The 15,237-nt window shown below is 39.7% G+C and carries 16 protein-coding genes; 15 read left to right on the plus strand and 1 reads right to left on the minus strand.

What is annotated here, in order from left to right; all coding sequences use genetic code 11:
* Positions 1–77 precede the first annotated feature (77 nt).
* From F8N35_RS06770 to F8N35_RS06825, 12 genes are all read left to right on the plus strand, one after another.
* Positions 78–980 carry a hypothetical protein gene (locus tag F8N35_RS06770; RefSeq protein ID WP_293050658.1) on the plus strand — a complete coding sequence of 301 codons (903 nt, stop codon included), beginning with the start codon at positions 78–80 and terminating at the stop codon, positions 978–980.
* A gap of 187 nt (positions 981–1,167) precedes the next feature.
* Positions 1,168–1,968: a toll/interleukin-1 receptor domain-containing protein gene (locus F8N35_RS06775; RefSeq protein ID WP_293050659.1), complete on the plus strand. Its 801-nt coding sequence runs from the start codon at positions 1,168–1,170 to the stop codon at positions 1,966–1,968.
* Positions 1,969–2,074: 106 nt separating this feature from the next.
* On the plus strand, positions 2,075–2,632 hold the full coding sequence (locus tag F8N35_RS06780; protein WP_293050660.1) for a transposase: 558 nt from the start codon (positions 2,075–2,077) through the stop codon (positions 2,630–2,632).
* A gap of 107 nt (positions 2,633–2,739) precedes the next feature.
* A complete protein-coding gene (locus F8N35_RS06785; RefSeq protein WP_293050661.1) occupies positions 2,740–3,297 on the plus strand; it encodes a hypothetical protein in 558 nt (185 codons plus the stop codon).
* A gap of 331 nt (positions 3,298–3,628) precedes the next feature.
* Complete coding sequence (locus F8N35_RS06790) at positions 3,629–4,528, plus strand: DUF4349 domain-containing protein (protein ID WP_293050662.1); 900 nt, start codon at positions 3,629–3,631, stop codon at positions 4,526–4,528.
* 186 nt (positions 4,529–4,714) lie between these two features.
* Entirely contained in the window at positions 4,715–5,017 is a 303-nt protein-coding gene (locus F8N35_RS06795; RefSeq protein ID WP_293050663.1) for a hypothetical protein, read from the plus strand.
* Between the two features lie 254 nt (positions 5,018–5,271).
* Positions 5,272–6,012 (plus strand): hypothetical protein, encoded by a 741-nt coding sequence (locus F8N35_RS06800; protein ID WP_293050664.1) that lies wholly within the window; start codon positions 5,272–5,274, stop codon positions 6,010–6,012.
* Between the two features lie 36 nt (positions 6,013–6,048).
* Complete coding sequence (locus F8N35_RS06805) at positions 6,049–6,483, plus strand: VOC family protein (RefSeq protein WP_293050665.1); 435 nt, start codon at positions 6,049–6,051, stop codon at positions 6,481–6,483.
* Between the two features lie 145 nt (positions 6,484–6,628).
* Positions 6,629–7,789 (plus strand): histidinol-phosphate transaminase, encoded by a 1,161-nt coding sequence (locus tag F8N35_RS06810; protein ID WP_293050666.1) that lies wholly within the window; start codon positions 6,629–6,631, stop codon positions 7,787–7,789.
* Between the two features lie 66 nt (positions 7,790–7,855).
* Positions 7,856–8,572, plus strand: coding sequence for a gamma-glutamyl-gamma-aminobutyrate hydrolase family protein (locus F8N35_RS06815; protein WP_293050667.1), 717 nt, complete (start codon positions 7,856–7,858; stop codon positions 8,570–8,572).
* Positions 8,573–8,608: 36 nt separating this feature from the next.
* The gene (locus F8N35_RS06820) at positions 8,609–9,457 is read left to right on the plus strand and encodes an HAD-IIA family hydrolase (protein ID WP_293050668.1); all 849 of its coding nucleotides are present in this window, start codon (positions 8,609–8,611) and stop codon (positions 9,455–9,457) included.
* A 144-nt stretch (positions 9,458–9,601) separates the two neighbouring features.
* Positions 9,602–10,252, plus strand: coding sequence for a hypothetical protein (locus F8N35_RS06825; RefSeq protein WP_293050669.1), 651 nt, complete (start codon positions 9,602–9,604; stop codon positions 10,250–10,252).
* An 808-nt stretch (positions 10,253–11,060) separates the two neighbouring features.
* On the opposite strand, the gene F8N35_RS06830 is transcribed toward F8N35_RS06825, so the two are convergent.
* Positions 11,061–12,692 carry a fumarate hydratase gene (locus F8N35_RS06830; RefSeq protein ID WP_068703313.1) on the minus strand — a complete coding sequence of 544 codons (1,632 nt, stop codon included), beginning with the start codon at positions 12,690–12,692 and terminating at the stop codon, positions 11,061–11,063.
* 552 nt (positions 12,693–13,244) lie between these two features.
* Between F8N35_RS06830 and F8N35_RS06835 the strand changes: the two genes are divergently transcribed.
* From F8N35_RS06835 to F8N35_RS06845, 3 genes are read left to right on the plus strand one after another with little or no spacing between them, the layout of a single operon-like run.
* The gene (locus F8N35_RS06835) at positions 13,245–14,072 is read left to right on the plus strand and encodes an ABC transporter ATP-binding protein (RefSeq protein WP_293050670.1); all 828 of its coding nucleotides are present in this window, start codon (positions 13,245–13,247) and stop codon (positions 14,070–14,072) included.
* Between the two features lie 19 nt (positions 14,073–14,091).
* A complete protein-coding gene (locus tag F8N35_RS06840; RefSeq protein ID WP_293050671.1) occupies positions 14,092–14,802 on the plus strand; it encodes a hypothetical protein in 711 nt (236 codons plus the stop codon).
* Positions 14,803–14,836: 34 nt separating this feature from the next.
* Positions 14,837–15,199: a GntR family transcriptional regulator gene (locus F8N35_RS06845; protein WP_293050672.1), complete on the plus strand. Its 363-nt coding sequence runs from the start codon at positions 14,837–14,839 to the stop codon at positions 15,197–15,199.
* Positions 15,200–15,237 lie beyond the last annotated feature (38 nt).

Below are 15,237 nucleotides of genomic sequence, written 5' to 3' on the forward strand. Positions count from 1 at the left end.
ACAATGCAAATTTAAAAAACATACCTATCTAAACAAAAGTATATTACAAAATAGAATAAACAGCATAATTGCGAAATATGTGCGACGCTGTCGCACATACACAGATGTTAGGCGTCAGTGTAAAAAAAAGAAAATCAACTTCTATAAAAGGGAAATATATGCTTACGAGATTAATGGTTATACAGAAGATTAATAAAAACGGACATGTTGATGTTCACCAGATTTCATCTGACAATTTTCAGTGGACATTTGAGAACAGAAGAAAAAAGATAGAGTCTGACAAAGAATATTTCCCATTCTCTTTAAATGGTAACCTGAATATTCTGAAACGACCTGCAGGAGCTGAAACAAAGACTTATATTAAAGAAAATGAGATTACATTTTGTGATGACTACGGTGTTCCCGGAGGAACAGTAATTGCAATCTTATTTCCTGAAAATTATATTCCAGACATAATCAAATTCAAAGATAAACCATATATGCCGGTAGGACTTATTGGTCAAGTGACATCAAGACCTCCAGGACAAATTCAAGTACTATATAATCACTTTGAGAAAAAATGCGCTATTATATTCAATATTCACGAGAATATTGTATTTGGCTTTAAATGTATTGCTGTAAAAGTTAGTGATGATAAATTTCCGAAAAATGAAAGCATTTTTGCGAGCGACTTATTCGACATTACTTTGAGCAGAGAATTCCTTAACGTGGAAGCTATATCAAATAATGATTTAAAGCTCATAAATGAGACATTAAACATAACAGACATAACCGAGATTCAAGAAACTCTGAATGAACTTCTAAGTGCTTTAAAGTCGGGACAGAAAGAAAAATCGAATACACTATTAAACAAAGCTGGCTCCTTAATACTAAGCGGGACTAGCGTTGCAAGCAGTTTGACAACTATTATAGACAGTTATAAAGCAGGTGGCGCAGTTCACCAATTTGTCGCTCGAATAATTGAACATGCGACTTTATGAAAATCAAACACCGAACCGCTAACACACGCCTATGTTCATTGGCTGGCTGACGTGTATTCCGCAGGTTTTGCGCCCGCATTCACCTATTGTTGTGCGACAGTGAACGCTCCCGCAAACCGCCAATGCCCATAGCCTCGGTCGTTAGCGGTCAGTGTAAAAAAATAAAACAACATTTAAAAATTTCACCATGGGACAATCTATTTTAGTATTTGTAAGTCATTCTTCAGAAGACAAAGAAGATTTTATTGAACCAATAGTAGACGATTTAGAAAAATGCTATATAAACGTTTGGTTAGACAAAAAGAAGATAATGCCTGGTGAAAATCTAAGAAACTCAATTTTAAAAGACGGATTAGATAAAGCAGATATTGTTTTGATTTTCTTTACAGAAAAGTCTCTAAAATCCCCCTGGGTTGACCGAGAAATTAAACATGTTTTAAGAGGAGAAACAAAAAAAAGTAGCAACTTCGATTTGAACAAAATTATATCAGTATTTGACTCAAAAAACACTTACGATGAAATAGTTAACAGGTATCCAGAATTAACCGATGATTTATTGCATTTAATGCCTAAAGATTATTCAAAATTACATTTAGGACAACTTGTTTCTGCAATTTGGGGTAAATACTTCTCAATTCAAGGTGGTAGTATAGAAACAGAAAAGCAATTATTAAGTAAGGACAAAGAATTATTTCAGAAAGACAAAGAAATACAAGAATATAAATTGAAAATAGAAGAAATCAGCTCTAAAAACTCAAAATCTACTTTGTATGATGAATTTGAGATGTTCGTTAATTCTGGAGCAATAGATAATTTCATAAAAAATAAAGACTTATTTATAGGCCTTGATTTACAATCTACTTCTATACCAGATTTTTCGAATGCGGTAGCATTTGGACTCATGGGAGAAAGCAAAATATATACAGGATATTTTAGTATATCTGAAAAAGGAAAAGAATTTTTCAAATGGTATGTTTTGAATAGATAAAACACCGAACCGCTAACACACCCCCGCTGCCGCACGATTAGCGCAGCGTATCGTGTGGCCAAACCATACGGTGGAGCAAACGTAAAACTCCATAAAAACAATGACAATGAGTCGTAATTACAAATTTCACAATCCCAAAGGTGTCTATTTTATCAGCTTTGCCGTGGTGGAATGGTTGGATGTTTTTACGCGCAACGAATATAAGAACATTGTTATTGACAGTCTTGCCTATTGTCAAAAGAACAAAGGATTGGAAATATTTGCTTGGTGCATTATGACCAATCATGTACATCTTATTTTTAGAAGCGTCGAAGAGCGGGCTCCGGAACTCATTGTCGGCGATTTCAAACGATTTACAAGCAAAGCTATTGTCAAAGCCATCATAGATAATCCACAAGAGAGTAGAAAAGCGTTTTTATTGGAGGCATTTAAAAAGGCCGCACAAGCATCTTCCAATGTTATAAAGCATCAATTTTGGAGGCATGACAATAAACCGATAGAATTATGGAGCAGTAAGGTTATTGATGAAAAAATTAACTACATCCACAATAATCCGGTGGAAGAAGGCTATGTTTTCAGACCCGAAGATTATTTATACAGTAGTGCTGTCGATTATGCAGGAGGCAAAGGTATTCTGGATGATGTAATAGTAACCAAGGGATAATAGTTATAAATGAATTGGTTTTCTGGCTTCCATAGTCAGAAATGTATGGCATGGCCACACGATACGCTACGCTAATCGTGCGGCAGCAGGGAATTAAACTAATTGACATGAATACAGATAAATCAAATTATGTTTATGCGTTGAAAGATGGTCGTAAAAATCCAGCCAAGATATTTTATATTGGTAAAGGCTGTGGAATACGTAAGGAAGACCATTTATTGAATATTGATAATACCTCAAAAGGAAAATTTATTGAGGAAATAATTAATAGTGGAGGACAGGTTGTTGTTTCTGTGCTTTGTGATGAATTGACAGAATATCAAGCTTTAAAAATAGAAGCCGAAATGATTTCTTCATTTGGCATTGAAAAGTATGGTGGAATTCTAAAAAATTCTGTGACGCCTAGCGGACAAAAACGAACAGATAAAAAACTAAATGTACCACAAGGTATTTATGAAAAAGCTCAATTAGGACTTCGTTTTCTTAGAGAAGCTACGACAGAATTTATTGAAGCAAATCCAAATGGAATTACAAATTCAGATTTAGCAAGATACCTTGATTTGCATTCTGATAATAATGGGAAACAAAAAGATTACTTAACTTATAGCATATTGGGTATTCTAATGAGAGACAACTTGATATATAAGGATAGAGATCGTAAATAAAAAAAGAAATAATTGGACATAACAAGGGTCCCTGATGGTGCAAGTATGGCAGATTGAATAGTTCAAGTTTGAGCGCAGCGGTAACTTGGACTGGAAAGATTACCAAGTTGTACTTGGTTGTGGTTGCAAACCACTTTGGTTACCAGCACAAGTTACGCTATCGCTAAACTTGCGCTAAACAACAGGCAACCTTGGAACAAGAGGAGCAATTAACAATCAGCGATAGCTAAGTCCGACGGGACGGGCTGAAATGAAAGTAAAACCCTAAAATCGCTATATAACCGAAAGACTTTAAAACTTCTAATATTCTCTACTTAACAATCAATGACCCATGAAAACGCCCCATTTAATTCTGACGATTTGTATCACAACTATACTTTTTAGTTGTTCTTCAAAAAAAAGTGAAGAAGCGCCAAAAGCTGATTCTGTTGCAGCTTATACTTCTTCGGCTCCACCTCCTCCGGTTTCATCTTCAGCTGCCGTTGAAAATAAAAATGACAGCAATCGAAAATTTGTGCGTACGGCTGATCTTCGCTTCAAGGTTAAGAATGTAATTAAATCATCATACGACATAGAAGCAATTGTTGGTCAACAAGGAGGATTCATTACTTCGACTGAATTACACAGTGAAATCAATGACACTCAAAAAGAGCGAATTAGTCGTGATTCTATTCTGGAGATGACTCGTTTTTCGGTTATCAATAATATTACAATTCGTGTACCCAACACTAAGCTCGACACCACCTTAAAACTAATTGCCCGAAACATCATCTTTCTTGATTACCGCAACATCAAAGCTAATGATGTGTCGTTGCAGTTGTTATCAAATAATCTGACCCAGAAACGAACAGCCAGACACGCAGACCGCCTCACAAAGGCAGTGGATGAAAAAGGTAAAAAACTTGCTGAATCAACAGATGCCGAAGAATTAATACTTAAGCAACAAGAAGACGCCGACAATGCAAAAATAGCTAACCTCGATCTAACAGACCAGATAAAATTCAGCACAATAACTCTATGCATCTATCAAGATGAATCGGTGAGAAAGGAAATTATCGCCAATACAATTGACAACAATGCACCTGGATTTTGTAGCAAAATCTGGGATTCCGTCCTCTTCGGCTGGGACATTCTGTCTTATCTCATCACGCTTATTATTAAGCTCTGGTCGTTTATCATAATTGGTGGAATAATAGTTTTTGTGTATCAAAAATTCTTCCGCAAAAAATAAAATAGATACATCAAAACCCAAGAAAACCTCTGATCAATACATGATCAGAGGTTTTCTTGCTCCATGTGGCGCAAGTATTGCATATGCCGCACGATTAGCGAAGTGTCTCGTGTGTCAGCAGGGGTAAGTAAATCAATATTTTATACAACAATAATTTGAAATAATACTAATCTTAAAAAAAACATTATGAAACGAATCCAAAAAACAATCATTTTTCTTTTGACTTTATCTTTAGTATCAATTTACGCACAAAATCCAAAACAATTAAAATATTCCGTCAAAAAAACTGAACGAACAGAAACAAAGAAAGACTCAGATGGAACTCATTATATCTCAACACTTCAAATAGATTCAATTGTTGGTGATAGCCTTCATACGATAATAACAAAGAAAACCACAACTACACGCGTAAACGGAAACTCAACAGAAACAAAAGTCGTGAGTTCGACAACTAAAACGGTAAAGGAAAACAAAACGACTGAAAACTGATACACAAAATTTACGAATCAAACACCGACCCCGTTCATCGTAGCGTGTAAAGCAGATTGGTGTTCGGCGTATGGCTCCGGCCTTGCAGCATCAAAATTAACTGCTTAGCAATACAATCCTCCCCTAAACAAAAATATTTCGACTTTTTTGTCTCACATATTTCAAATGTGCATTGCCGGAGCTATATTTGAAAGTCGAATGATTGACCAAAGAGAAAACACAAAAGTGCATATTCCGCAACACACAAGGATGCAATGAGAAAAATCGTTTATCTGTTATTTGCCGTACTGCTTTGCAGTTCCTGTTCAGGACTTAAAGAATTGCAAACCAGCTTCAGGCAATTCGGAGCTAACCTTGAGTATGTTCACGACAGGCCAATCAGTGGCTGCCTAAAAAAAGATTCGGTTGTAATTATGATGCACGACTATCTGATTGACGGAAAAACAACTGTACGAAAAGGAAGCATGCTTATTCTCCCTTTTCTGTTTTTCAATTATTTCGAACAAAACTATTGGATCACATTAGGACAGGAGGCATTGAACAACCGTTATGACGACTTTTTTAACGCCAACCTGACAGAAGAGTGCCATCGAAACGGATGTTTTAATCTGGCCTCCGTAATCTCGAACGATTCGACTTACACTCTCGAAATCGGAGTGGACACCTGTTACACAAGAGCAAAATACAAGAGATTCTCTTCCTTTGTTTATTTCGGATACGGATACTCGTCTTTTAATGACGAATACGGCAAAACACCGAAAACGACACTAAAAGTTTCCGCCGTTTTACGACAAGCCGGAAATGTTATTTTTCGGAAACAGTATGTCAGCGAAAACAGCATATCGCGGGGAATAGAAGGCGGACAGGGAAAGAACGATCCAAGAGGCATCCTGATACGCAGCATGACCGGCTCATTGTCTCTGAGCACCAAACAATGTATCGAAGAGATAGTAACAGACATAAACAAAGCACTTCTACTAAACACAAAGCAATAAATATCATCAACATACAATTCATTAAACATTAAAATCATGATCAATATCAATCCATACCTGGCATTTCCGGGTACATGCGAAGACGCATTCAAATTCTACGAACAAGTTTTTAACGCCAAAATTTCCAGACTGGAACGATTTAGCGATATGCCACAACAAGATGATCTGGTGGTACCCGAACCATTTATGAACAAAGTAATGCATGTTGCCCTGCCGATAAGCAACGAAGCAATACTGATGGGAAGCGATGGCGGAGACGAATGGTCGCCGAAAATGACAACCGGAAACAACGTCACTCTTTCGGTTGCTGTGGATACGAATGAAGAAGCCGACCGCATATTTGAGGCATTGGCAGAAGATGGCAAAATTGCCATGCCCATGGGTATTACATTTTGGGGCGAATATTTTGGAATGTGTACCGATAAATACGATATAAACTGGATGATAAGCAGTAAGCAAAGAAGCAAATAATCATCAGCTGTTTCCCTTATAGCAAGGTGTCTCCGCAGTCGAATAGCGAGAGGCACCTTTTTTACGTTTGTCCGGAAAATATCGTCGTGACCTTTTAGAGCCAGCAAATATTTTTTGTACTTTTGACACAGCAATTGCCTTTATCATGTTCACAAAGAAAAAACTCAAGATAAACCGTCACCTTTTTTATGAGACATCTCATTCCCCCTCTCTTGTTGATATTGTGGGAGAAAAGATGCTGTCGAAAGTAACCGATTTTTGTTTTATTGCCAACCCCTATTTCCCGGACAAACGTCTCACAAAAAAATTACAGGATCGTTTGCCCATGCTGATGAAGTCGTACCCATCGAGCAATCCGCGCCTGTCGCAGGAACTTCTGGCGAAAGTACTTCACGTCAAACCGGAACAGCTGCTTATCGGCAATGGAGCTTCAGAACTGATTACCATTATCCAAAAAGAGTTCATCGACGACTTTGCCATCCCGGTACCAACGTTCAGCGAATATACCGATAAACTGAAAAAGCAGGAATGCGCGCATCTTTTTCAGCTTCCGCCGGAAAAGAACTATCAGCTCGATCTGGATGAATATGCCCGGTGGATTGACGAACACGGAATCACATCGGCACTGATTATCAACCCCGGAAATCCTACAGGACAGTTACTGTCTCTCAACGATATGATTGTGTTCCTCAACCGAATGCAACACCTACGGTTAATCATTGTTGATGAATCATTTATGGATTTTGCAGCCGAGGATATTCCTTCGCTGTTGCCTCATGTAAAACATCATCCTAACGTAATTATAGTGCGTTCCATGAGTAAACATTGCGGAGTTCCGGGCTTACGTCTGGGCTATTGCTGCACGGCCAACATGGAATTATTGAAACGGTTGCGCGGACTTACTCCGGTTTGGAATATCAACACCATTGCAGAATATTTTGTATCGCAATTACCGGCCACCGACGCGCAGTATCAAAAAGCACGGCTACGTGTAATAAAAGATGTTCGCTATCTTTACAACGAATTAAAGAATCTGGACGGCTTTCTGGCCTATCCTACCGCCAGCAATTTTGTACTGATAAAGATTCTTTGCGGGCTAAATGCGACCGAACTGCAACACAAGCTACTGGAAGAATACCATCTTTATGTGCGAGATTGCAGTAACAAAACAGGCATGGACAAGCTGCATATCCGGGTGGCTTCGCAGGGAATGGCAAAAGACAAATTGCTGATTGCAGCACTGAAAGGAATAAGTGCGCAGTACACAGCAAGCAGTAAACAGCAGGAACTTCATCAGTCTAAATGATGCCTGAACCACAGAAAAAAGCTAAATTGAAATCTTGAAATTTGAAATACTGAATCACATAAAAGTATGTCGAAAAAGAAGAAAGTACTGATCGTCACACGACGTGAATTACGAAAAAACAAACTAATAAACTGGGTATCTGAAATATACCTTCAAATATTAGCACAGGGAGGTGTAATGCCCATCCTTGTACCTATTTCACAGGGCACCATTGCCAACCTTCCCGATTATCTCGAAGATTATGACGGGCTATTAATGTCGGAAGGTGGCGATATTAGTCCGGCGTATTATAATGAGTCGTACAGCGTGAGCAAGCTGGACGAATACGATCCGATTAAAGACGAAATAGAAATAGCTTGTTGTCGCCATGCCATGGAACACGACAAACCAATTCTTGGCTTCTGCCGTGGCATGCACATGATTAACGTGGCTTTCGGTGGCAGCCTGCATCTTGATGTACACGAAGTGAACAAACGCAGCGTTGTCCATATCGACTATGACCATTACGACACGCATCGCCACCCGATTTCCATTTTTGAAAACACTCCACTGATGAATTGGTACAAACAAAAAGACCTTTTGGTAAACACTTACCATCACCAGGGCATTAAAAAACTGGCACCAGAACTGATCGCCATGGCACAGGCACCCGACGGATTGATCGAAGGAATCTATCATCCGAAACACAAATTTGTGGTGGGTTTGCAATTTCACCCCGAACGCATGTATCAGGAACACCCGGGCAACAAACTGGTATTCAAATCATTTATAGATTCATTGTAACAACTCACATTTTATAATTCATAATTCACAATCACTATGATGGGACTTGACGATTTTAAGGACGTTGCCTTGAAGTACAAGGTAATTTTTTTCGACGCTTACGGCGTATTGAAAAACTACAAGGGTATGTTACCTGGAGTGAAGGAGATGTTCCACTTTTTGCAGGAAAACAACATCGCTTTCTACATTCTGACCAACGATGCCTCTCGTAGCCCCGAACTACTGGCAAAATCATATATTGATGCCGGTATTGTGGAAGTCAACGAAAGCAAAATTATTTCGTCAGGCATGTTGGCCCGCGAATATATCCAAAACAAAGTGCAAAGAGGACGTATTGCTTATCTGGGAACCGAAGCTTCTGCCCATTACATCGAAAACGAAGGCCTCAACACCATCTCGATTAAAGACGTAGACCTCGAAAACTACATAGACATCAGCGCATTAGTACTGCTCGACGATGAAGGCTTCGACTGGAATGTCGATTTAATCAAGGCGCTTAACCTGATCCGCAAAAAACCGATTCCTGTGATTGTGGCCAATACCGATGGTACCTATCCTGTAACCAGAAAAGATGTGGCTATTTCTGTCGGCGCTGTGGGAGACATGCTCGAAGCTCTTGCTCGTAAAACATTCATCCGCTTTGGTAAGCCGGACTCTCAGATGTTCAGTTTTGCATTCGATTATTGCGCTAAAGAACACGACGTTACCAAAAAAGACATTCTAATGGTGGGTGACTCTCTGATTACAGACATCATTGGGGGAAACAAATTCGGAATCGATACTTGTCTTGTTCTGACCGGTAACGTTCAGCCAGACAGTTATGAGCTGATGATTCGCTCGTACGGCATTATCCCTGATTATATTTGTGAGTCTATTGTTTTATAATCAAAATCGCAATAGTTTTTTTTAATGTTTGATTAATCTGATTAACACACTAACAAAAAGTGAATTAGAGAATCTGACTTATCTTTGCAAGTCGACTTTCTCTTTATCATTATTAATCAACCAACTGGTTATCTTACGTTCAAAATGTTGCGGCTAACAACTATTTTCTTGTTGTGCATTTTAGGTTTTCGTTTCTCAACTGCACAGGAACTTAAACCCGACTTTAAATTGCCTTCCATTGGGAAATGGCTCGAAAAGCAAGATGGAGCTCCGGCTAATTGGCTGGGGAGGAAATTTCAGCACAAAGAACTCCGTGAACCCATCAACGTGGTTATTATCGATCCTTTTGCCAAAAGCAAAGAAGAAGCGATCAATAAACTGATGGCCGAATGCAAAAGGCATGGTTATAAGGATAAAATCGGACATTCGTCGGGCTATTGTGCAGAATTGGACAGCACGCGACTTTCCCAGTTACCCGGCGAACACAAAAGAGCACTGGCTAACAAAGGATTTATCAGAACGAATAATCATGGCAGAATATTAGGTCCGGAATTTTTCGATGGAAAATATATTTTTGTAGGGGCGTTCAGCCGTGAGGCTTTTCAGCTTTTCACCAAAGCCCACCACGCATACCGGTCATTCCTGATTGCACGCAACGACTTTTGTCAAAAGCTAAGTAAGGGCGAAACCTATAAAATAGTTGGCCAATACAATCTCGGGAACAACATTAACACAAATGAAGTTACTACAGGAGATCATGACGGCAAAGCAATTCTGCTATTTGCCAACAGGTAAATAACGAATCATATCCATATAAAACAGAAAGAGACATACGACCGTGTGTCTCTTTTTGTTTTACAATATGTTCATTTCGATTTTACGCCTAAAACAAAATCTTTTCAACGCGCTGGGATTAATTTGTTTTTTGCCTGCGGCATGCCTTATTTTTTGGCACAAAAAGTAAACAAAAACAGAGACGGAAAGAATTCGATTGTCCCTCCAGGTCTGGCTTCACTAGAGGTTATAAAATAGACATTATATCGATTAAGCGTATATAAATTTTAATTGCAGACCTCTCCTCTCACGACGACTTCGTGTCGGAGTCAGATATTTATCGTCTGACCCAACCTCCTCCCCCAAGGGGAGGAGGAGTAAGACAGTGAAACATTTAGTATTTAGTTCATTTTGCAGATTTTCCCCCTCTCTTCGGGAGAGGGGCTAGGGGAGAGGTCAGATGCAAAAATTAAGAAATGAATTAAACGGTATAATGTCTAATATGAATATCGGATTTGACACCTAAACCCTGTTAAGGGTTTACAGTAAATAACCGTGCGTGCAACGCGCGGTAGGCAATAAGCAAGCCTTTCAACCCCATAGTGGGTTGTCCGATTGTATAATAATGGGTAACCCCTAAAGGGTTGATAAATGCGGATGCTCTCTCTTCCCCGCACTACGTACGGGGTTATTCATAGTGAGTCCCTACAGGACAAACGTCTAAGCAAAATATCGGGATCCTATTCTAATTTTATAAGACTCACATTTAAAACAAAAGAGACACACGGTAGTATGTCTCTTTTGTTTTTATGAATCCATATGGTTCGGATTATACTCTGGGACGAATCTGTTTGAAGAAGTCGTTGCCTTTGTCATCCACCAGAATGAAAGCTGGAAAATCTTCCACTTCGATTTGCCAGATGGCTTCCATACCCAATTCCGGGTATTCCACACATTTGATGCTCTTGATATTGTTCTTCGCAAGAATAGCAGCCGGCCCACCGATCGAACCAAGATAGAAACCTCCATGCTTTTGGCAGGCATCTGTCACTTGTTGGCTACGGTTACCTTTAGCGATCATAATCATGCTTCCGCCTTTGCTCTGGAACAAATCTACGTAAGAGTCCATACGACCAGCAGTAGTGGGGCCCATTGAGCCACAAGCCATTCCTTCCGGAGTTTTTGCCGGACCTGCATAATAAATCGGGTGTTCTTTCAAATATTGAGGAAGATCTTCACCTCTGTCGAGACGTTCTTTTAGTTTTGCATGAGCAATGTCGCGACCTACGATAATGGTACCGCTAAGCAGCAAGAAGGTAGAAACCGGATATTGTGAAAGATCGGCCAAAACTTCGTTCATCGGACGGTTCAGGTTGATTTTCACACCGTGGCTGTGGCCTCCGGCTTGTTTGTATTGAGCAGGAATCAAACGGCCGGGGTTGCTATCCAGTTTTTCGATCCAGATACCGTCTTTGTTGATTTTAGCTTTCACGTTACGGTCGGCACTACACGAAACACCCATACCCACCGGGCAGGAAGCACCGTGACGAGGCAAACGTACCACGCGAATGTCATGAGCATAATATTTACCGCCGAACTGAGCGCCAAGACCAATATTTTGTGCAGCTTTCAACAATTTAGCCTCCATTTCAAGGTCGCGGAAAGCTTGACCACCGTCGTTACCTTCAGTAGGCAATTCGTCGAGATATTTCACTGAAGCAAGTTTCACGGTCTTGAGGTTAGCTTCGGCCGATGTACCACCAATCACAAATGCAATGTGATAAGGAGGACAAGCAGCTGTACCCAACGTTTTCATCTTTTCAATCAGGAATTTTTCCAACGTATCAGGATTCAACAACGCCTTTGTTTCCTGGAAAAGATATGTTTTATTAGCAGATCCCCCACCCTTTGCGATGAAAAGGAATTTGTATTCGTTACCGTTAATAGAGTAAACATCGATTTGCGCCGGAAGATTACAACCAGTGTTCTTTTCGGTGTACATATCCAGCGCTACGGTTTGAGAGTAGCGAAGGTTATCTTGTGTGTAAGTGTTGTACACTCCGTGCGAAAGAGCTTCTTCGTCGCCACCACCGGTCCATACGTTTTGGCCTTTTTTAGCAACAATAGTAGCGGTACCTGTATCCTGACAGAAAGGCAACTGACCTTCTGCTGCAATTTCAGCGTTAAGCAACATTGTTAGCGCAACAGCTTTATCGTTCTGACTTGCTTCGGGATCGCTCAGGATAGATGCCACCTGTTCGTTGTGAGCAGGGCGCAACATAAAGGAAAGATCGTGCATGGCGGCACGAGCCAGCTTGGTCAAACCTTCCGGTTCAACTTTCAAAATTTCATTTCCTTCGAAATTGCTTACCGACACGTGTTCTTTAGTGAGCAGATAGTACTCTGTTTTGTCTTTCCCAAGAGGAAACGGCTCCTGGTACTTAAATTCGGGAGTTGCCATAAATTATTGATTTAGTTTTGATTATATTTTGAAGATAAATGATAGATTTCCATCACAACACTTTATTATAAAAGTGTTTATGTAGTAGTAAATCAAGTTGATAGACCAAAAAATGACAAGTCATTTTTTCCTGCGGCTTATTTTCTCTCGCAAAGACGCAGAGACGCAAAGCACTCATAAATGATTGAACTACACATATTATGATTTAAGCCGCTATAAAGAAAAACCGAAAGTTTTTCTTTGTGACTTTGCGGCTTTGCGTGAGAAACACATTTTATAGCGAACCATTGCATCAAAAACGAGTTCAAAATTACTAAAACTATTCCATTCGGATGGAATATAAGTGGGCAAAATATACTTAAAAAAGACTTCCCTGTAAGTATTTCTGCTCGCTGAAAAAACATACACAATTGAATATCAATGCAAAACAGACAACCCCAACTATTAAAACTGTTAAATTACCATAAATACACCCAAACTCAAACATAGATATAAAAACTTGCCGTATATTTGCAGTGTATTAATATAGTAATACACTAATACGATAACATTATGATTGAAATAGAAAACATGTCATTTTGGTACAAAGAAAAATCGAAAGTATTCGATTCTTTGACCATGCAATTGGAACCCGGAAAAATTTATGGACTTCTGGGAGAAAATGGCGTTGGTAAAACCACTTTTCTGCGTCTCATTGCCGGCTTGCTTTTTCCCGCAGACGGCAATTGCAAAGTGATGGACTACACTCCGGGCAAAAGACAGCCGGGCTTTTTATCTAAGATATTTTACCTGCCGGAAGAATTTATGGTGACACACCAGAAAGCAGATGAATATGCCCGCAATGTCGGCCCGTTTTATCCCAACTTCGAATACAACCATTATGCGACTCTGATGCAGGAGTTTGGGGTAGATGGCGAAAAGAAACTGCACGAGATGTCATTCGGACAAAAAAAGAAAGCGATGATTTCGCTGGCTCTGGCTTGTAACACGGAGCTGTTGCTGCTAGACGAGCCCACCAATGGCCTCGACATCCCATCAAAATCAATTTTCCGTCGGGTAGTGGCGCGTGCCGCTGATGACAACAAGTGTATCATCATTTCTACTCACCAGGTGCGTGACCTCGAATTTCTGATTGATCCGATTGTAATTCTCGAACGCAACAACGTGTTACTGAATGAATCGGTAGAATCGATTACCCGCAAACTGAAATTTGCAGTATTATCGTACGTTCCTGAAGATGCACTCTATTCGGAACCGATGATGGGTGGCTACGGAGTTGTAGTACCAAATACGGATGGAGAAGAGAGTAAAGTAAACATAGAATTGTTGTTTAACGCGGCGATTGCCAATCGTGCACGCTTTGCCGAATGGTTCAATTAATTTTCAACACATTACGAATATGAACGAAACATTTAATATCCAGAGGTTTTTCCGTATTGTAAAAGCCGAGACGGTGGCATTTCGCCGTCACTATCTGTTTTATTTGATTTTTGCGGCAGCCTATGCTGCTTCGGACATTTTGATTAACCGTAACAGCTTTCATCCCAACGTTTTTGCCGGGTTAGGACTGTTTCTGATGATCATTTCTCCTTTTATGCTTTACAACGATGTATTCCATAAAATCAAAGGAGTGAATTACTCCATGCTACCAGCTTCAAATTTTGAAAAATGGCTTGCCTTCTGGTTTCAGAATGTAATTGTAGTTCCTCTCATAATCGGGACTCTCTGGCTCATCTTGTCGGGTCTTGAATTTGCCCTGTTTGGCAGATCGATTGACTTACACATCGGGACAAACGAATGGCATGCTTATTTTATCGGAGTCTTGGGCGGACAGGCCATTGCTATGATCGGCACAATGTCGTTTCGCAGGCTGAAATGGCTCAAAACGCTGGGGGCGATTTTTATTTTGCAAGTTACATTCGGGTTGCTTACCAATTTGCTTGTTTATCAATTCGACCTCAAAAGCTTTATCATGGAAGTACAAATGGCAAATATAGAGCCCTCAACCACTTCATGGCTTATTGACTATATCAAAATTGTTGCACATATCATCTTCCCATTTGGATTATGGCTGGTATCGTTCTTCAAATTACAGGAACAGGAGTTATAAATCCGTTCCATATCATTAACTAACCAAAATAAAAATGGAATTCGATAACAATAAACCAATATACCTGCAGATTGCTGATTTTGTATGCGAAAAAATTCTTCGCAACGAATGGAGCGCAGGTGGCCGCATCCCTTCGGTAAGGGAACTAGGAGCCGACTTGCAGGTCAATCCGAATACCGTCATGCGAACTTACGATTATTTGCAGGGAGAAGACATTATCTTCAACAAACGGGGTATCGGATATTTTGTAGCAGAAGAAGCTATGCAAAATATTATAAAGCTTAACCGCACAGAATTCTTCAGCCATCAGTTGCCAATGATTTTCAGCACAATGAAAGCATTGGGAATTACTTTTGAAGAGATCAAATCTCAATATGAAGCGTTTTTACAAAAATAATCATCGGAGGCGTATCGTACTCCCCGAATAAATTTATG

This window comes from Paludibacter sp. (assembly GCF_009712605.1).
GTDB lineage: Bacteria > Bacteroidota > Bacteroidia > Bacteroidales > Paludibacteraceae > Microbacter.